This window comes from Thermocrispum municipale DSM 44069 (assembly GCF_000427825.1).
Classification (GTDB): domain Bacteria; phylum Actinomycetota; class Actinomycetes; order Mycobacteriales; family Pseudonocardiaceae; genus Thermocrispum; species Thermocrispum municipale.
The window spans coordinates 266,096-284,054 of record NZ_KE386593.1; the positions used below are offsets into that span (position 1 = coordinate 266,096).

Consider the following 17,959-nt stretch of genomic DNA (forward strand, 5'->3'; position numbering starts at 1 on the left):
ACCAAGCTCGCCCACGCTCGTCTCTAGCTAGCGCGCTCGGATGCGATTGGCGGCCGTTAAACGTCGGTGACCGGTCGATGGGCGGTCGAACGGCTTCGGTCCGACGGTGCGGCCGGATGGGTGAGCACCACGATGAACTGCCGGGATGCCGCCACGCTGCGTCACCGGCGTGCGGCACGATCCGGGACTTGCCCGTCAACTCCGGGGTGATTTCCCCGCCCGTCAATCCCGGTGTGATCTTGTCGACGCACTACGAGGCGTTTGTCACCCCTGGCCGCCGAACGCATTGTGCCCGGCCAGGTCGGATTTATGGTGGTCACGCCCGGCCCGGCCGGCGATGCCACAGACATGGAGGTCGTATGCGTTCGCCGAAAGACTTCTTCGCGCCCTTGGCGATCGGGGCGCCCGAACCGGTGCGGGAGATTCCGTTCCGGCCGTCTCGCATGATCCACTTCTTCGACCCGAGCAACGAGAAGATGCGGGCCAAGGTCCCGGACATCGCGCCCAAGGTGGACGTGTTGCTCGGCAACCTCGAGGACGCGGTGGCGGCGGACCGCAAGGAGGCCGCACGGGCCGGGCTGGTCGAGGTGGCCAAGTCGACCGACTTCGGGCAGACCCAGCTGTGGACGCGGGTCAACAGCCTCGACTCGCCGTGGGTGCTGGACGACCTGATCACGCTGGTCACCGAGATCGGCGACAAGCTCGACGTGATCATGGTCCCGAAGGTGGAGGGCGCGCAGGACATCCACTACGTGGACCGGCTGCTCGCCCAGCTGGAGGCCCGCGCCGGACTGACCAGGCCGCTGCTGGTGCACGCCATCCTGGAGACCGCCAGCGGGGTGGCCAACGTCGAGGAGATCGCCGGCGCCAGCCCGCGCATGCAGGGCATCTCGCTCGGCCCGGCCGACCTGGCGGCCAGTCGTCGGATGAAGACCACCCGGGTCGGCGGCGGCCACCCCGGCTATCTGGTGCGCACCGACCCGGTGTCGGACGACCTGCACGAGGGCCGCACCACCGCGCAGCAGGACCTGTGGCACTACACCGTGGCGCGGATGGTCGACGCGTGCGCGGCGCACGGGATCCTGCCCTACTACGGCCCGTACGGCGACATCAAGGACGTCGTGGGCTGCGAGGACCAGTTCCGCAACGCGTTCCTGCTCGGCTGCGTCGGTGCGTGGAGCCTGCACCCGGTGCAGATCGACATCGCCAAGAAGGTGTTCTCGCCCGCACCGGAGGACGTGGCGTGGGCCCGCCGGGTCATCGCGGCCATGGGCGACGGCACCGGCGCGGTGATGATCGACGGCAAGATGCAGGACGACGCCACGTTCAAGCAGTGCAAGGTGGTGGCGGACCTGGCCGACGAGCTGGCCGCCCGCGATCCGGAACTCAAGGCCGCTTATGACGCGGCCACCAAGGAGGCACTCGGGCAGTGACCACGCAGAACTCGACGCTCCGCCCGCGCCGCTCGGTGCTCTACATGCCGGGCGCCAACGAGCGCGCGCTGGAGAAGGCCAAGACCCTGCCCGCCGACGCGCTGATCCTCGACCTGGAGGACGCGGTCGCCCCGGATGCCAAGGAGGAGGCGCGGGAGCGGGTGTGCGCCGCCGCGGCCTCCGGCGAGTACGGCTCGCGTGAGGTGACCATCCGGGTCAACGGGCTGGACACCGAGTGGCACGAGGCGGACCTGCGGCAGGCGGCCAAGGCCGGGCCGCACGGCATCGTGGTGCCGAAGATCAACTCGGCCGCCGAGGTGCACAACATCGAGCGGGCGCTCGAGCTGCACGGTGCGCCGGAGCACACCGCGATCTGGGCGATGCTGGAGACCCCGGTCGCGATGATGCACGCCGAGGAGATCGCCGCGGCCTCGCGGCGGCTGACCGTCTTGGTGATGGGCACCAATGATCTGGCCAAGGAGCTGCACGCGGAGTTCGTGCCGGGCCGCACGCCGCTGCTCGGCGGGCTGTCGCTGGCTCTGCTGGCCGCGCGCGCCACGGGCAAGGTGATCCTGGACGGCGTCTACAACGACGTGAAGGACGCCGAAGGCTTCGCCGAGGAGTGCCGCCAGGGCAGGCAGATGGGCTTCGACGGCAAGACGCTCATCCACCCGTCGCAGATCGAGCCGTGCAACCAGGCGTTCGCGCCGTCGGCGGACGAGGTCGAGCACGCACGGAAGGTCATCGACGCGTTCGAGGCCGCGCAGGCCGAGGGCAAGGGCGTGGTGACCGTCGACGGGCGGATGATCGAGAACCTGCACGTGGACAACGCGCGCCGTATTCTTGCGCTGCACGAGGCCATCAGCGAGCGGGCCGACTGACCGAGTCGGTCGCTTCGCGGCGGGCGGCATCATCGCGTGGTGACCGGCGCCGGTGATGGTGCTGGGTGCGCAAGGGAGCTTCCATGACGAGGTACCTGCTGCTCAAGCACTACGCCGAGATCGAGGGCGTGCCGCCGTTGTTCACGTGGCCGAAGGCCGACTTCGACGCGCACGTGCAGTACATGAACGACGTGAGCAGGCAGCTGCAGGACAGCGGCGAGTGGGTCACCGAGCTGGCACTGATCGACGAGGCCGCCGTGGTCCGCAGTGACGGCGGCGGACAGCCGTCGGTCACCAGCGGCCCGTTCGCGTCATCGGGCCAGATGCTCGCGGGCTACATGGAAATCGACGTGGCGTCCGAGCAACGGGCCTTCGAGATCGCCGCGCTGTTGTCGGCCGCGCCCGGGCCGGGTGGCAAGCCGATCGCCGAACGCATCGAGGTTCGCCGCGTGATGGACGGCAACCCGGCCGTGGAGTGAGCTGCGGTCTCCTGGGCCCGGAGCGTCCCACAGCCGCGTGACGAGCCCTGTGAGATAACGCACTTCGGCCACAAAGAGAACGACCTCCCTCTCGCATCCGGAGAGGGAGGTCGTTTCTGGTGGGCGAGGAGGGAGTTGAACCCTCACGTCCTTTCGGACACACGGACCTGAACCGTGCGCGTCTGCCATTCCGCCACTCGCCCCTGGGCATCAGCGGCTCGCATAGCTTAACGCGTGCCGTTTCGGCGCCTCGCACTGGGGGATGGTTATCCGGTTCGACGGACTCGAGCACCGTTCGCTCACGGCGGACGCCGGAGGCCGTCAACTGCGCTTTCGTGCGGGGCGCCGGTCACTGGAGGCGTGAAGTTTTCCCACGTCGGGTGCCGTTGCTCCGGCAGACGGATACCATCGAGTAACGGAATACAGGGTGTGTAAGGAGGACCAGTCGGTGGGCCGCGTCGAGCGCTTTGACCGGCGTCTGGAGCGCCTCGTTGGCAACACCTTCGCTCGACTGTTCGGCGGAAGGGTCGTCACCGACGAGGTTGCCCACGCACTCGAGCGGGAAGCCGAGGACAACATCCGCCAACTCGCCGGCGGTCGACAACTCGCGCCGAATCATTACATTGTGTCCCTAGGCCCCTCCGATCACGACCAGATGGCAGGTGATGAGCAGCGTGCCACCACCGCGCTAGCCGATGCCGTGGCGGAGCATCTCGCGGAGCACGGTTGGGACACTTATGGTGAGGTCGTAGTCTCGCTAGAGCGCGACGACGCGCTGCACACCGGTCAGTTCCGGACGCGTTCCTCCGTGGACCCCGACGTGCAGAGGCAAAACGAGGGACAGTCAGCACAGTCAGCAACACCCGGCAACGCAGGAGACCGAGTAATGAGTCAGCCCCCCGGCTACGGCCAATACGACCCGGCCGACCCGTACGGCCAGCAAGGCCAGTACGGCTACGGACAGAGCCAGCCTGGCTATGACCAGGGCGGCTACGGGCAGCCCGGCTATGACCAGGGCGGCTACTCCCAGCCCGGGTACGACCAGGGGTACCAGCAGGGCGGCTACGGGCAGCCCGGCTACGACCAGGGCGGGTACGGCCAGCCCGGGTACGACCAGGGCGGGTACGGCCAGCCCGGCTATGACCAGGGTGGTGGTTACGACCAGGGCGGGTACGGCCAGCCCGGCTATGACCAGGGTGGTGGTTACGACCAGGGCGGGTACGGCCAGCCCGGCTATGACCAGGGCGGGTACGGGCAGCCCGGCTACGACCAAGGCGGTGGCTACGACCAGGGCGGGTACTCGCCGCCCGCGGTGCAGCCGAACCGCCAGTTGACCGCCATCCTGCAGCTGGAGGACGGCTCGAACCGTACGTACAGCCTCAAGCAGGGAGGCAACGTGATCGGCCGTGGCCAGGACGCCGACTTCCGGCTGCCGGACACCGGTGTCTCGCGCCGCCACCTGGAAATCACCTGGGACGGCCAGAGCGCGACGCTCGCCGACATCGGTTCCACGAACGGCACGACGGTCAACGGCACCCCGGTGCAGACGTGGCAGCTGGCGGACGGCGACGTCATCCGCGTCGGCCACTCGTCGCTGACCTTCCGCACGCAGGGCTGAGCCTGCCCCTGGTTGGACAAGCTGGCCGGCGCACCGCAGCGGCTGGTTCCCCACGCCGTGGTCGCTGTCCAGGCGGCCGTGGTGTGCCCGAACAGGCCCGTTTCGGACCGTCGGTGCACAACCGCCCGTGGGGCATGGGCATACTCGTGACTACACCCCTACCGGCCCGGAAGTGGAAGCGGACCAATTGCGATGCCAGAGCTCGTCGTGCAGCTGACCAGAGCGGGCTTCCTCGCCCTGCTCTGGTTGTTCGTTCTTGCTGCGTTGCGGGTGGTCCGGTCCGACCTGTACGCGGCGTCCGGCCTGCGGGTCGAGATGCCGCAGCGGCGGGACAAGAAGAGCAAGAAGCCCTCCGGTGGCGGCAAGACCGCGCGCAAGCTGATCGTCACCCACGGCGCGCTTGCCGGGACCCGCATCGCGCTGGACGGCCGTCCCATCCTGATCGGCCGTGCGGACGACTCCACATTGGTGCTGGATGACGACTACGCTTCCACCCGGCACGCCCGCTTGTCACTGCGAGGAAATGATTGGTACGTGGAAGATTTGGGTTCGACCAACGGCACGTACCTCGACCGGGCTAAGGTCACAGCACCACTCCGAGTGCCACTTGGGGTACCCATCCGGATCGGCAAGACGGTGATCGAGCTTCGCCCATGACCCTTGTTCTTCGCTACGCGGCCCGCAGTGACCGAGGCCTGGTCCGTTCGAACAACCAGGACTCGGTGTACGCCGGACCACGCCTGCTCGCCGTCGCGGACGGCATGGGCGGGCACGCGGCCGGTGAGGTGGCCAGCAAGGTGGTCATTGCCGCGCTGGCTCCGCTGGACGACGACGAGCCGGGAGACGACCTGCTCTCGCAGCTGCGGGAGTCCGTGGCCGGTGGCAACAGCGCCATCGCCGAGCTGGTGGAGAACGACGCCGAGCTCGAGGGCATGGGCACCACGCTGACCGCGATCCTGTTCTCCGGCAACCGGCTCGGCCTGCTGCACATCGGCGACTCCCGCGCCTACCTGTGGCGCGACAACAAGCTGACCCAGATCACCCACGACGACTCGTTCGTGCAGAAGCTGCAGGACGAGGGCCGCATCACCGAAGAGGAAGCGGAGTCCCACCCGCAGAAGTCGCTGCTGCTGAAGGCGTTGACCGGGCACGAGGTCGAGCCGAGCCTGACGATCAGGGAAGCGCGCGCCGGCGACCGCTATCTGCTCTGTTCGGACGGCCTGTCCGGCATGGTCTCGAAGGAGACGCTGGAAGAGGCCATCCAGATCGCCGACCCGCAGGAGTGCGCCGATCGCATGATCGAGCTGGCGCTCAAGGGCGGCGGCACGGACAACGTCACCGTCATCATCGCCGACGTGGTCGACGTCGACTACGGCGAGGACGCACCGATCGTCGGCGGCGCCGCGGGGGACGGGTCCGACGAAGCTCCACCGCTCGATTCACCCGCCGCGCGGGCCCGCGCGCTGACGTCCCCGCCACCACCTCCGCCACCGCAGCCCATGCAGCTGGAGGAGCAGCCGGATCCGCGCGCCAAGCGCAGGAAGCGGTTACGCATGCTGATCGGCTTCGCGGTCGTGCTCCTCGTGCTGGCCGCAGGTGCGATCACCACGCGGTACTTCGTCATGCAGCAGTACTACGTGGGCGTGCACGACGGTGAGGTGTCGATTTTTCGCGGCATCCAAGGCGACATCCTCGGCATCGAACTGAGCAGCCTGGAACAAGGTTCGTGCAGCGAGGCCGACGGGCAAGCGTGTGAGCCGCTGATGGCGGCCGACCTGGTGGAGAACGTCCAGGACCTGCTGCGCAACGGTGTGAAGCGGCAAAGCCTGGAGGACGCCCGCACCTACATCCACACGCTGCGGACCAAGTTCATGAAGGACTGCGCACAGTCGGGCAGTGGCAGCAGCCTGGTGCCGCCCGCACCGTCGCAGGCATGTCCCGATGACGGCGGCGGTGGCTGATGAGCCGGCCGGTCGGGTTGGCGGGTGGAAAGAGCGACGGGTCAGCCACCAACCCCGGTATCGGCCCGTTCGGTAAGCCCGCTACGCGTCGCGGCACCGAAGCATGGATGCTCGGGTTCGCCGCCGTCATCATGACCGCCGCCCTGGTGCTGGTGGAGGCCAATCAGGAGCAGGAACTCACGCTGGCCATCGTCTGGTACGGCCTGGCCTACTTCGGCGTCTTCCTCATCGCGCACCTGGCCGTGCGCCGCTGGGCGCCCTACGCAGACCCGTTGATCCTGCCGTGCGTCGCGGTACTCAACGGCATCGGGCTGGTGATGGTCTACCGCATCGACCTCGCCCTGGCCGCCAAGGCCGAGCAGGCAGGCCACACCTACACCGGCGACGCGCCGAAGCAGGTGATGTGGACGGCGATCGCGCTCGCGCTGTTCCTCGCCGTGCTGATCCTGATCAAGGACCACCGCACCCTCACCCGCTACGGCTACACGTGCGGCTTGATCGGGCTGGTCGCACTGGCCCTGCCCGCCGTGCTGCCGCGCTCGTTGTCCGAGGTCAACGGCGCGAAGGTGTGGATCAAGTTCGGCTTCTTCAGCATCCAGCCCGGTGAGTTCGCGAAGATCCTGCTGATGATCTTCTTCGCGGCGTTTTTGGTCTCCAAGCGGGACCTGTTCATGTCCGCGGGCAAGCGGGTGCTCGGCATGGAGCTGCCCAGGGCGCGTGACATGGGCCCGATCGTCATCGCCGCGGGTGTCTGCCTGGCCATCTTCGTGCTGCAGAAGGACCTCGGTCCGGCGCTGCTGTTCTTCGGCGTCGTGCTGGTGCTGCTGTACGTGGCCACCGAGCGGTTCATCTGGGTGCTGGTCGGGCTGACCATGTTCGGCGTCGGTTGCGTGGTGGCGTATTCGCTGTTCGCGCACGTGCAGCAGCGGGTGGCCAACTGGATCGACCCGCTGGCCACCTACGACGACCCCGGCGGCGGCTACCAGATCGCGCAGGGCCTGTTCGGCCTCGGCACGGGTGGTGTGTTCGGCACCGGGCTGGGTTCCGGTCGGCCGGAGACCGTCCCGTCGGCCAACACCGACTTCATCACCGCGGCGGTCGGCGAGGAGCTGGGTTTCGTCGGGCTCGCCGCGGTGCTGATGATCTACCTGCTGCTGTCCATGCGCGGCATGCGCGGGGCGCTCGCGGTGCGCGACACGTTCGGCAAACTGCTCGGCGGCGGCCTGGCCTTCGCCATCGCGCTGCAGGTGTTCATCATCGTCGGCGGCGTCACCAAGCTGATCCCGATGACGGGTATCACCACGCCGTTCTTGTCCTACGGCGGTTCGTCGCTGCTGGCGAACTACATCCTGGTGGCGTTGCTGCTGCGCATCTCCGACGCCGCCCGGCGGCCACGCAAGCCCACCCAGCCGCGTCAGCAGCAGCCGGCGATCGCCGAGCAGCACACCGTCATGGTGCAAGCGCCGGAAAGCCCGGGTGGTAAGTCATGAACACCCCGCTGCGCCGCGTCGGGCTCGCCATGCTGGCCATGATGGCCCTGCTGCTGGCCAACGCGACCTACATCCAGGTGGTCGACGCCGACGACTACCGGGACGACCCGCGCAACCAGCGGGTGCTGCTGGAGGAGTACTCGCGGGAGCGCGGCCAGATCATCTCGCAGGACGGCAAGATCCTGGCCCACTCGAAGAAGACCGGCGGCCGGTACGAGTTCCAGCGCCGCTACCCCAACGGCGAGATGTACGCCCCGGTGACCGGCTACTACTCGCTGCGCTACGGCTCCGGAGGCCTGGAGCACGCGGAGAACGAGGTGCTGGCGGGCAACGACCCCCGGCTGCTGGTGCGGCGGCTGTCGGACATGTTCACCGGCCGCGACCCGCGCGGCGGTCATGTCCGGCTGACCATCGACCCGAAGGTGCAGGAAGCCGCCTACGAGGCGATGAAGGAGCGCGGCCACCGCGGCGCCGTGGTGGCGTTGCGGCCGGACACCGGCGAGATCCTGGCCATGGTGTCCCTGCCGAGTTACGACCCGAACCAGCTCGCCTCGCACGACGGTCGCAAGCAGGAGCGGGCGTGGTTCCGGTGGAACTGCGACCCGGACGGCGACAAGGGCTGCAAAGAGCACAACAACCCGATGCGTAACCGGGCGATCCAGGAGTTCTACCCGCCCGGGTCGACGTTCAAGCTGGTGACCACCGCCGCCGCGCTGGAGAACGGCGCCACCAAGGACACCCGCGTCGAGTCGGCGGCCAGCGTGATCCTGCCCGGCACCCGCACGCCGCTGGCGAACTTCGGTGGTGCGCCGTGCCCGGGGTCGACGCTTCAGGACGCGCTCGCCCACTCGTGCAACACGGCGTTCGCCAAGCTCGCCGGCCAGCTGGGCGCGGACAAGCTGCGGGAGACGGCGAAGAACTTCGGCATCGGGATGGACGACCTGGAGATCCCGATGAGCGTGACGCCGTCCGGGCTCGGGGAGCTGGGCTCGGAGGCCGAGCTGTACCAGGCGGGCATCGGGCAGCGTGACGTTCGCCTGACGCCCTTGCAGGACGCGATGCTCTCGGCGACCATCGCCAACCATGGCATGGCGATGCGGCCGCACCTGGTCAAGGAACTGCTGGCACCCGCACTGTCCGTCCTGGAACCCGTCGAACCGGAGGAGCTGACCGGCGAGCCCGCGTTGAGCCGGCACAACGCCGAGGTACTGCGCGACATGATGATCAAGTCCGAGCAGAACACGCTGGGCGCCGGTCCGTACTCCCACCTGAAGATCGCCTCGAAGACCGGGACCGCCGAGCACGGCGCGAACCCGAAACAGACGCCGCCGCACGCGTGGTACACCGCGTTCGCGCCGTACGACGACCCGAAGGTGGCCGTCGCGGTGATCGTGGAGAGCGGTGGGAAGCACGGCGACCTGGCCGCCACCGGTGGTGCGCTGGCCTCCGAGATCGGTCGCCTCACGATGAAGGCGGCATTGGAGGAGGGCCAGTGACGCTCTCCGCAGGCCTGCTGCTCGCCGACCGATACCGCCTGGACACGCGCATCGCGGTCGGCGGTATGGGTGAGGTGTGGCAGGCCTCGGACACCCGGCTGGACCGGACGGTGGCGGTGAAGATCCTCAAGGCCGAGCTGTCCGGGGACGCCGAGTTCCTGCACCGGTTCCGCACCGAGGCACGCACCACGGCCTCGCTCAACCACCCGGGCATCGCCGCGGTGCACGACTACGGCGAGGCGTCCTCCGGCGTGCCGAACGCCGAGGGCGGCAACGATCTCGCCTACCTGGTGATGGAGATGGTCAGCGGGGAGCCGCTCGCCGGGATCCTCGCCCGGGAAGGCCGGATCAAGCCGGAACGGCTGCTGCCCATCCTGGAACAGGCGGGTCGCGCGCTGAACGCCGCGCACGAGCGCGGGCTGGTGCACCGCGACGTCAAGCCGGGCAACATCCTGGTGGTTCGGGAGGCCGACGGCAGCGAGTCGGTCAAGATCACCGACTTCGGGATCGCCAAGGCCGCCGACGCCGCGCCGGTGACCCGCAACGGCATGGTGATGGGCACGGCGCACTACATCGCGCCGGAGCAGGCCACCGGCCAAGAAGCGACCCCGGCCAGCGACGTGTACTCACTGGCGGTGTGTGGCTACGAATGCCTGGCCGGGCGCAGGCCGTTCGTGTCGGAGAACGCGGTGACCGTCGCGATGATGCACATCCGCGACACCCCGCCCGCGTTGCCGCCGGACGTGCCGCCGACGGTGCGCGCCCTCATCGAATCGACGTTGGTCAAGGACCCGGCGCAGCGCTACGCCAACGGCGGCGAGTTCGCCGACGCCGTCGCCATGGTCCGGGCCGGTCATCCACCACCCGCTCCGGTGGGTGTCACGCACACCCCGCCGAGCGGAATCCCGGTCGCGGCGGGCCCGGTCGGCCCCGGATCGCATCCCGCGATGATGCCGGTTCCCCCTCCCGGTCCGGCCACTCCGGCGCCCGGCGCCCCGCCGTATCCGCCGCAGCAGGCCAAACGCCCGGTGTGGCCTTGGGTGGTTCTGGCCGTGGTAGGGGTCACACTGGTGGTCATGGCAGCGGTGCTGCTTCCCATGGTGCTGTCGGACGACTCCGACGGCGAACCGGACCCCGGCGGGGGCGGCACCCCACCGTCGAGCGAACAACTGCCGCAGCAGCCGGCCCCGGAGATGCCGTCTGACCAGCAACAACAGCCGCCGCCGGGACAGCAACTACCGTCTGTTCCCGCCGGGCCGGATGCCGATGAACCGAATCAGGACGACAATGAGCTGCCGCAGGAGCAACCAAGCCGGCAACCCGCCGACAACGAGCAACCGCCCACGGCGACGTACCACGATCCGGATTCGCCCGGCTTCGGGGCCAACCTGGGCAGTGACCGAACGCGTCAACCCGTCGAGGGGTGGTAGGCGCCTGATGAAGAGGACGACACTGCAATGAGTGCCGCTAACCTGCTCTCCAACCGCTACGAGCTGGGCGAGACGCTTGGCTATGGCGGGATGTCCGAGGTGCACCACGGGCATGACGTGCGGCTTGGCCGCGAGGTGGCGGTCAAGATCCTGCGTGCCGACCTGGCCAGGGACGCGGTTTTCCAGGAGCGCTTCCGCCGCGAGGCGCAGAACTCGGCGGCGCTGAACCACCCCGCGATCGTGGCCGTCTACGACACCGGCGAGACGCAGTCCGAGTACGGCCCGCTGCCCTACATCGTCATGGAGTACGTCGAGGGCAGGACGCTGCGCGACATCATCAAGACCGAAGGTCCGATGGACCAGAAGCGGGCCATGGAGATCATGGCCGACGTCTGCGCGGCGCTGGACTTCTCGCACCGGCACGGCATCATCCACCGCGACGTCAAGCCGGCGAACGTGATGATCTCCCGCACCGGTGCGGTCAAGGTAATGGACTTCGGCATCGCCCGGGCCATCCACGACGGCCAGGCGGCGATGACGCAGACCGCCGCGGTGATCGGGACCGCCCAGTACCTGTCGCCGGAGCAGGCGCGTGGCGAGTCGGTGGATGCCCGTTCGGACGTCTACGCGGCGGGTTGTGTGCTGTTCGAGCTGCTCACCGGCGAGCCGCCGTTCACCGGTGACTCCCCGGTCTCGGTGGCCTACCAGCACGTCCGGGAGGACCCGGTCGCGCCGTCGACGATCAACCCTGCGGTGTCTCCCGAGCTGGACGCCGTGGTGCTCAAGGCGTTGACCAAGGGCCCGGCGAACCGGTACCAGTCGGCCGCCGAGATGCGGTCCGACCTGGTGCGGGTGCTGTCCAACCAGCGGCCCGCCGCGCCGATGGTGATGTCGGACGAGGAGCGCACCCAGGTCATGTCGTCCACCGGGCGGCATGCGGTGGACCGGTACGAGGACGACTACCCCGACGAAGAGGCCGACCGGAAGAGCAACCGCCGCAAGCTGATGGTGGCGCTGGCCGCGCTGGGCGTCATCGGTGTCTTCCTCGCCTTGTGGCTGGGCGGCTTGTTCGACAGCGGTGACGAGCGCGCCCCGGTGCCGAACATCATCGGTCAGCAGAAGCAGGCCGCGCAGATGGCCCTGCGCGAGGCGGGCTTCACCAACGTCAAGTGGCAGCCGGTGAAGTGCATCGCGACCGAGTGGGGCGCGGACCCCGCGTGCGACAAGGACCAGGACAACCTGAAGGTGCTGTCCACCGATCCGCGGCACGGCGTGCAGATCGCCAAGACCGACGAGTTGTCCGTGCGCTACGGCGTGCTGCCCGACCAGGTCACCATGCCCACGGTCACCGACCGCACGAAGGAAGACGCGATCAAGCGGCTGCAGGAGAAGAAGCTGCTGGTCAACCCGGAGATGGAGGAAGTGCCCAACGACGATCCGGACAAGGCGGGCCGGATCGCCGAGCAGAACCCCGCTGCGGGTTCCAAGGTGCTCGAGGGTGACGAGGTCACGCTGAAGGTCTACGCCAAGCCGGAGATGGTGACCGTCACCGACTTCACCGGTCAGATGTTCGAGGAGGCCAAGGCGGGCCTGGAGGGCGCGGGTCTGAAGGTGGAGCGCAAGGACGTCGACTCGTCCGATCCGGAAGGCACCGTGGTCAGCCAGGACCCGAACAGCGGCCAGGTGGTCAAGGGGTCGGTCGTCACGCTCGAGGTGTCCAACGGCGCGAACGCCGAGATCGAGATGCCGTACCTGGTCGGCCTGACGCTCGAGGAAGCCAAGGCCAAGCTGAAGGAAGCGGGCCACAAGGGCGAGGTCAAGGTGGTCGAGGAGCAGACCGACGACCAGAACCAGAACGGCCGCGTCGCGTCCACCGAGCCCGGGGAACGCCAGAAGTTGCAGGCCTCGGATGCCGTCGTGCTGCACGTCTACCGGTTCGAAGGTGACGGCAACGGCGGTGGCGGCGGAGGCGACGACGATCCGGGTGGCGGCGATCCGCCGTGTGGCGGCCCGCTCGAGCCGCCCTGCCCGCCCGGGCGGTAGCTGATCTCAGCTGAGCGGCAGTGACCGTGGAACCGAGGTTTCGTGGTTGCTGCCGCTCAGTGCTGTCCGGGCCTCGGCGCGATGCCTCGTAGCGCTGCGGCGCCGCAGGCCGCCGCAGTGGCCGCCGAGCCGCGTGGCCGAGTGCTGAGGTTTGGCCAAGGCCACGGGAACGGGCGGCCGAGCGCAGAATTGTCCGACGCGGCGTGGACTCGCGGCCAGCGCTGGGTTTGCCCGGACGGCGTCGACTCGCGGCGAGCGCCCGATTGACCAGGCCTCGGGAACGGACAGCCGAGCGCCGGATCGCCCGGACTGCGGGAACTCGTGGCCAGCGCTGGGTTGCCCGCCTTACCGGGCAGCCTGCTGCAGGGCCCGCGTCGCGCTCTCCAGCTCCTCGACTTTCTCGTCGGCGACCGGGTGCCCGGCGATCGCCAGCCAGTTGGCCAACATGCGGTGCCCGTACTCGGTCAGCACCGACTCCGGGTGGAACTGCACGCCCTCGAGCGGCAGCTCCCGATGCCGCAGGCCCATGATCACCCCGGATTCGGTGCGCGCGGTCACCTCGAAACCCTCCGGCACGGTGTCCGGCAGCACCGTCAGCGAGTGATACCGGGTCGCGGTGAACGGGCTCGGCAGCCCGGCGAGCACACCCGCTCCTTCGTGGTGCACCTGCGAGGTCTTGCCGTGCAGCAGCTCAGGCGCCCGGTCCACCGTGCCGCCGTAGGCCACGGCCATCGCCTGGTGGCCGAGGCACACGCCGAGCATCGGCTGCTGCGCTTGCGCACAACGCCGGATGACGTCGATGCTGCTGCCTGCCCGCTCCGGTGTACCAGGGCCCGGAGAGACGAGCACGCCGTCGAATCGCTCCAGCGCGTCCAGGTCGACCTCGTCGTTGCGCTGCACCGTGCAGTCGGCGCCGAGCTGCGCCAGGTACTGCACGAGGTTGTAGACGAAGCTGTCGTAGTTGTCGACGACCAGGACACGCATGGCACAAGGCTATCCGGCATCCCACGATGCACGCTTCCGGCGCCGGACAACCCGGGCCCACTCGGCGTCGACTCACCACATACCGGCGGTAGGCGAATGCGTCTACAGTGGGCCCCATGGCTGAGCGACGGTTCGACATCGTGCTGTTCGGGGCCACCGGATTCACCGGTGGCCTGACCGCGGAGTACCTGGCTCGCAACGTCCCTGCGCAGGCTCGCTGGGCGCTGGCCGGCCGGAACCGGGCGAAGCTCGAAGCCGTCCGGGAACGCCTGGCCGCGATCAATCCGTCGTGCGCCGACCTCGAGCTGCTCACCGCCGACGTGTCCCAACCCGAGACGCTGAAGTCCGTCGCGGAGTCGACCCGGGTGGTGATCACGACCGTCGGCCCGTACCTCGCCTACGGCGAGCCGCTGGTCGCCGCATGCGCCGCCGCGGGCACGGACTACGTCGATCTGACCGGCGAGCCCGAGTTCGTCGACAAGATGTACTTGCGCTACCACCAGAAGGCGAAGGAGTCCGGCGCCCGGCTGGTGCACGCGTGCGGGTTCGACTCCATCCCGTACGACCTCGGGGTGTACTTCACCGTCAAGCAGCTGCCCAGCGACCAGCCGATCCACGTCGACGGCTTCATCCGGGCGGGCGGACGACCCTCCGGCGGGACGCTGGCGTCCGCGCTCGGCGCGATGGGCAGGCTGCGGCAAGCGCAAGCGGTGGCCAAGGCCCGCCGCAGGGCCGAGGAGAAGCCGCGGGACCGCTCGGTTCGCCCGGTGGCCGGCAAGCCGCACCGGAGCTCCGTCGCACAGGCGTGGGTTCTGCCTATGCCGACGATCGACCCGCAGATCGTGACGCGCTCGGCCGCGGCACTCGACGAGTACGGCCCACGTTTCACCTACAGCCACTATGCGGCGATGAAGCGGCTTCCGACGGCGGTCGGCACGGTCGCCGGGGTGGCCGTGGTCGGCACGTTGGCCCAGGTCCCACAGATACGGAAGCTGCTCGGCAACCTGCAGAAGCCGGGCGAGGGACCGGATCCGCAGACGCGGGCGAAGGGGTGGTTCACCGCTCGCTTCCACGGCACGTCGGCGGGCCGCAGCGTGATCACCGAAGTGTCGTCGGACGGGGACCCCGGCTACGACGAGACGGCCAAGATGCTCAGCGAGTCGGCGATGTGTCTGGCGTTCGACGAACTGCCGTCCACGGCCGGCCAGGTCACCACGGCCGTCGCCATGGGCGACGCACTGATCGAGCGGCTGCGCAAGGCCGGAATCAGCTTCACCATGCTGGAGAAGCCGCCGACGTACCCGCCGTCCCGGCCGCGCCGCTGAGCACGGCGCCGACCGCCACGTCGTTGAACGGCAGCATCGGTTCCAGCCACGGGAAGACCACCAGCATCAGCAGGGCGACGACGGCGGCGATCAGCAGGACGGCCAGCAGGACCCGCACGGCGAGCGGGCCGGGCAGGTGGCGCCAGATCCAGCCGTACATTCACCGCCCTCCGATCTGCCGCAACAACGTCGGGTAGCCCGCCTTGCCGCGCTTGCCGACCTGGTCGGTCAGCACCGCGTGGATGATCATCCGCTGGCTGTTGCCGTACTCGGGGTGGCTGGTCGTCAAGGTCAACAACGCGTTCTGCTGGGCGATCGGCAGTGCCGATTTCGGCTGGTACGGCACCGCGGCCACAGCGTCGGCGCGGTCCGGCTCCACGATCTTGCGTCCGACGACCTGCCGGTACTCACCGCTCAGCACCGGGACACGGGCGCATCGTGGGTCCTTACGTTGATGAGCCTCCCAGGTGGCGCGTTCGTCGGCCATCGGCAGCACGCGGTAGACCAGGAAATCGCTGTTGGTCTCCACCACGATCGCGTCGCACGAGCGCAGTTCGTCCACCCTCCGGAACGGTGCGCCCTTGCCGACCCGGTGACCGGCCACCGCGAAGTTGCCCGGCTCCCCTGGCCGCGCCGAGTGCGGGTAGTGTCCCGGCCCGGTCGCGAGCTGCTCCCGGTCGACGCCTTCGACAACGGCGAACTGGTAGTCCTGGCCGAAAGCGGGGACATACAGCCGCGCGAACGGCTTCCCGACGGTCAGTTGCGGGCGCCGGCGTTCCATCGGAGAGGCGGAAAACGCCTGGTCAAGCTCGTTATTGGCGCTGCGCTGGCGGTTCGCTGCGGTCAGGTCGGTGACGTAGAGCGCGTACCCCACGAAGAGCAGTACGACGATGCCTGCGGTGACCAGCAGCTCGCCGACGGTGCGCAGGACGACGTAGGCCGTCCCGGCCGAAGGCTTGCCCACCTGGCACCCCCGGGATCCGGTTCATCATCAGCAGTCGTTACGTTAACGTGGGGATAGACGGCAAGTGACGGCTGCGGCCTGCACGGATGCCGATCCGAGACCAGCGACAGCGCATGTGGTGAGAGGGTCCCAACCATGCCGAAATCTAAGGTGCGCAAGAAGACCGCGTACACGCCGCCGAAGAACCGGACCACCCCGGTCAAGGTCAAGGCGCAGGGGCCGTCCCACCCGCTGTACAAGGCCGTCATGTTCGGCCTGATGCTGCTGGGCCTCGCCTGGCTGGTGGTGAACTACCTGGCGGGCGACAAGATCTCGTTCATGGCCGAGCTCGGCAACTGGAACTTCGCCATCGGCTTCGCCCTGCTGGTCGCCGGGCTGTTGATGACCATGCGCTGGCGGTGACCGGACGCCGGAATTACACCCTTGTAACCGATCCCCATTGGGGATAACTGTTGTGGATAACCTGTCAACGAATGGCCAGCCTGTGGACAACCTGGGGATGACCTGGGGTCCGCGACGGGCGGTCATCGCCGCGACAGGAGTGCTCGCGATCGCCGGCGCGGTCGGCGCGACACTCTACGGACGCGAGGGCGACAGGATCGGCGCGCTGCTGCTGTGGCTAGTTGCTCTGCTGTTCGTCGCGCTCACCGCCTACGCTTCGCTGCTCAACCCGCGGTTGTTCGCCAACCAGTACGGCGTAGCCGTCCGCACGCTCAAGGGCACGCGGGAAGTCGACTGGCAGTACGTGGAAGTCCGGGTCAAGACGACCCGGCGGCTCGGCAGGGACACCCGCACGCTCGAGCTCGAACTGGCATCGCAGGACGGCGGCGCGGCGGACAGCGAGCTGGTGGTGCTCGGTCAGTTCGAACTCGGCGCCGAGCCGGACGACGTGCTCGAGGACCTCAACCGGCTGCGGGGGTGAGCGCCCACCCGCGAATCAGACCGGAATGCCGAACTGCTCGATCAACTGCGCGTCACGCACCAGAAACATCGCGATGAGCGCCGCCACCACCAGCGCGATCGTGCCGACCTGCACCGGGGTGCGGATCCGCGCGGGGGCGTAGACCAGCGCGACCGTCACCAGCGTGCCGACGGCGAAGCCGCCGAGGTGGCCGAGCCATGAGATGCCCTCGACCCGGAAGCTGATCACCAGGTTGATCCCGATGATCACCACGATGAACGTCAGGTCCAGCCGCAACCGGATCGCGGCGACCAGGATCGCGCCGAGCAGGCCGTAGATCGCGCCGGACGCGCCCGCCGTCCAGCGCTGGACGTCCTCGAACAGGTACACCGCCACGCCGCCACCGAGCAGCGAGACCCCGTACAGCGCGAGGAAGCGGGCTTTGCCGAGCAGCTGCTCGAGATCCCTGCCGAGGAACCACAGCGCGAGCATGTTCATCAGCAGGTGGAACGGCCCGATGTGCAAGAACGCCGACGTGATCAGCCGCCACCACTCGCCGGCAGCGACCAGTGGCGACCACAGCGCGCCCTGCAGGAAAAGCGTGGACGACTGGTTGTCCATCACGCTGCCCGCTTCGGCCGCGGTGGCGACGAAGATCAGCCCGTTGAGCACGATGAGCAGCGGCGTGACGACGACCTGATCGGTGACCCGGGCCCCGGCCACCGTGCGCGCCCCGAAGCCTCGGCCGCGCGTCACCGCTGAGCGCGCCTTCTCCTCGCGCCGGGCCGCCGCCACGCAGTCGATGCACTGATAGCCGACGGCCGCTTCGCGGAGGCAGTCCGGGCACGCCCAGCGCTCACACCGGGTGCAACGCAAGCCCGTCTGCCGGTCCGGGTGCCACCAGCAGGTCGTGGGCGCCTGCTGCGGCTCGGGTTGCGCTTCGCTCACCACATT

17 protein-coding genes and 1 tRNA gene are annotated in these 17,959 nt (G+C 68.9%); 13 read left to right on the forward strand and 5 right to left on the reverse strand.

Annotated elements, in window-relative coordinates:
• Nucleotides 1–359: 359 nt before the first annotated feature.
• The 3 genes from YWM_RS0116665 (at nt 360) to YWM_RS0116675 (ending at nt 2,793) form a co-directional block, all read left to right on the forward strand.
• Nucleotides 360–1,433: an HpcH/HpaI aldolase/citrate lyase family protein gene (locus YWM_RS0116665; RefSeq protein ID WP_028851653.1), complete on the forward strand. Its 1,074-nt coding sequence runs from the start codon at nt 360–362 to the stop codon at nt 1,431–1,433.
• Nucleotides 1,430–2,314: an HpcH/HpaI aldolase/citrate lyase family protein gene (locus tag YWM_RS0116670; protein WP_281168825.1), complete on the forward strand. Its 885-nt coding sequence runs from the start codon at nt 1,430–1,432 to the stop codon at nt 2,312–2,314. Before YWM_RS0116665 ends, YWM_RS0116670 begins: the two co-directional genes overlap by 4 nt.
• Before the next feature lie 83 nt (nt 2,315–2,397).
• A complete protein-coding gene (locus YWM_RS0116675; RefSeq protein WP_028851655.1) occupies nt 2,398–2,793 on the forward strand; it encodes a YciI family protein in 396 nt (131 codons plus the stop codon).
• A 117-nt stretch (nt 2,794–2,910) separates the two neighbouring features.
• On the opposite strand, the gene YWM_RS0116680 is transcribed toward YWM_RS0116675, so the two are convergent.
• Nucleotides 2,911–2,996, reverse strand: a tRNA-Leu gene (locus tag YWM_RS0116680).
• Nucleotides 2,997–3,241: 245 nt separating this feature from the next.
• On the opposite strand from YWM_RS0116680, the gene YWM_RS0116685 reads away from it, so the two are divergent.
• The 7 genes from YWM_RS0116685 to pknB all read left to right on the forward strand — a co-directional run bounded on the left by YWM_RS0116685 (nt 3,242) and on the right by pknB (nt 12,831).
• Nucleotides 3,242–4,411 (forward strand): FHA domain-containing protein, encoded by a 1,170-nt coding sequence (locus YWM_RS0116685; RefSeq protein ID WP_028851656.1) that lies wholly within the window; start codon nt 3,242–3,244, stop codon nt 4,409–4,411.
• Between the two features lie 192 nt (nt 4,412–4,603).
• Nucleotides 4,604–5,068, forward strand: a complete 465-nt coding sequence (locus YWM_RS0116690; RefSeq protein ID WP_028851657.1) for an FHA domain-containing protein FhaB/FipA — start codon at nt 4,604–4,606, stop codon at nt 5,066–5,068.
• Nucleotides 5,065–6,372, forward strand: a complete 1,308-nt coding sequence (locus tag YWM_RS24185) for a PP2C family protein-serine/threonine phosphatase (protein ID WP_043661428.1) — start codon at nt 5,065–5,067, stop codon at nt 6,370–6,372. The genes YWM_RS0116690 and YWM_RS24185 overlap by 4 nt, the downstream gene beginning before the upstream one ends.
• Complete coding sequence (locus YWM_RS0116700) at nt 6,372–7,862, forward strand: FtsW/RodA/SpoVE family cell cycle protein (RefSeq protein ID WP_028851658.1); 1,491 nt, start codon at nt 6,372–6,374, stop codon at nt 7,860–7,862. The genes YWM_RS24185 and YWM_RS0116700 overlap by 1 nt, the downstream gene beginning before the upstream one ends.
• A complete protein-coding gene (locus tag YWM_RS0116705; RefSeq protein ID WP_028851659.1) occupies nt 7,859–9,358 on the forward strand; it encodes a peptidoglycan D,D-transpeptidase FtsI family protein in 1,500 nt (499 codons plus the stop codon). Before YWM_RS0116700 ends, YWM_RS0116705 begins: the two co-directional genes overlap by 4 nt.
• Complete coding sequence (locus tag YWM_RS27090; RefSeq protein WP_084612479.1) at nt 9,355–10,788, forward strand: serine/threonine-protein kinase; 1,434 nt, start codon at nt 9,355–9,357, stop codon at nt 10,786–10,788. The genes YWM_RS0116705 and YWM_RS27090 overlap by 4 nt, the downstream gene beginning before the upstream one ends.
• Before the next feature lie 27 nt (nt 10,789–10,815).
• Nucleotides 10,816–12,831 carry a Stk1 family PASTA domain-containing Ser/Thr kinase gene (gene pknB, locus YWM_RS24195; RefSeq protein ID WP_052345020.1) on the forward strand — a complete coding sequence of 672 codons (2,016 nt, stop codon included), beginning with the start codon at nt 10,816–10,818 and terminating at the stop codon, nt 12,829–12,831.
• Nucleotides 12,832–13,176: 345 nt separating this feature from the next.
• Here pknB and YWM_RS0116720 read toward each other — a convergent pair whose 3' ends face one another.
• Nucleotides 13,177–13,815, reverse strand: a complete 639-nt coding sequence (locus YWM_RS0116720; RefSeq protein ID WP_028851660.1) for an aminodeoxychorismate/anthranilate synthase component II — start codon at nt 13,813–13,815, stop codon at nt 13,177–13,179.
• Between the two features lie 116 nt (nt 13,816–13,931).
• Here YWM_RS0116720 and YWM_RS24200 point away from each other — a divergent pair, with 116 nt between their 5' ends.
• Nucleotides 13,932–15,140, forward strand: a complete 1,209-nt coding sequence (locus YWM_RS24200; RefSeq protein WP_052345022.1) for a saccharopine dehydrogenase family protein — start codon at nt 13,932–13,934, stop codon at nt 15,138–15,140.
• Here the strand turns inward: YWM_RS24200 and YWM_RS0116730 are convergent.
• Both YWM_RS0116730 and YWM_RS24205 read right to left on the reverse strand, forming a co-directional pair.
• Complete coding sequence (locus tag YWM_RS0116730; protein ID WP_028851661.1) at nt 15,088–15,300, reverse strand: hypothetical protein; 213 nt, start codon at nt 15,298–15,300, stop codon at nt 15,088–15,090. The genes YWM_RS24200 and YWM_RS0116730 overlap by 53 nt on opposite strands.
• Complete coding sequence (locus YWM_RS24205) at nt 15,301–16,104, reverse strand: class E sortase (protein ID WP_043661430.1); 804 nt, start codon at nt 16,102–16,104, stop codon at nt 15,301–15,303.
• A gap of 135 nt (nt 16,105–16,239) precedes the next feature.
• On the opposite strand from YWM_RS24205, the gene crgA reads away from it, so the two are divergent.
• Together crgA and YWM_RS0116745 are read left to right on the forward strand one after the other, a co-directional pair.
• Nucleotides 16,240–16,506, forward strand: coding sequence for a cell division protein CrgA (gene crgA, locus YWM_RS0116740; RefSeq protein ID WP_028851662.1), 267 nt, complete (start codon nt 16,240–16,242; stop codon nt 16,504–16,506).
• Between the two features lie 97 nt (nt 16,507–16,603).
• The gene (locus YWM_RS0116745) at nt 16,604–17,026 is read left to right on the forward strand and encodes a PH domain-containing protein (RefSeq protein WP_043661777.1); all 423 of its coding nucleotides are present in this window, start codon (nt 16,604–16,606) and stop codon (nt 17,024–17,026) included.
• Nucleotides 17,027–17,041: 15 nt separating this feature from the next.
• Here YWM_RS0116745 and YWM_RS0116750 read toward each other — a convergent pair whose 3' ends face one another.
• Complete coding sequence (locus YWM_RS0116750; protein ID WP_245566076.1) at nt 17,042–17,953, reverse strand: rhomboid family intramembrane serine protease; 912 nt, start codon at nt 17,951–17,953, stop codon at nt 17,042–17,044.
• Between the last annotated feature and the right edge of the window lie 6 nt (nt 17,954–17,959).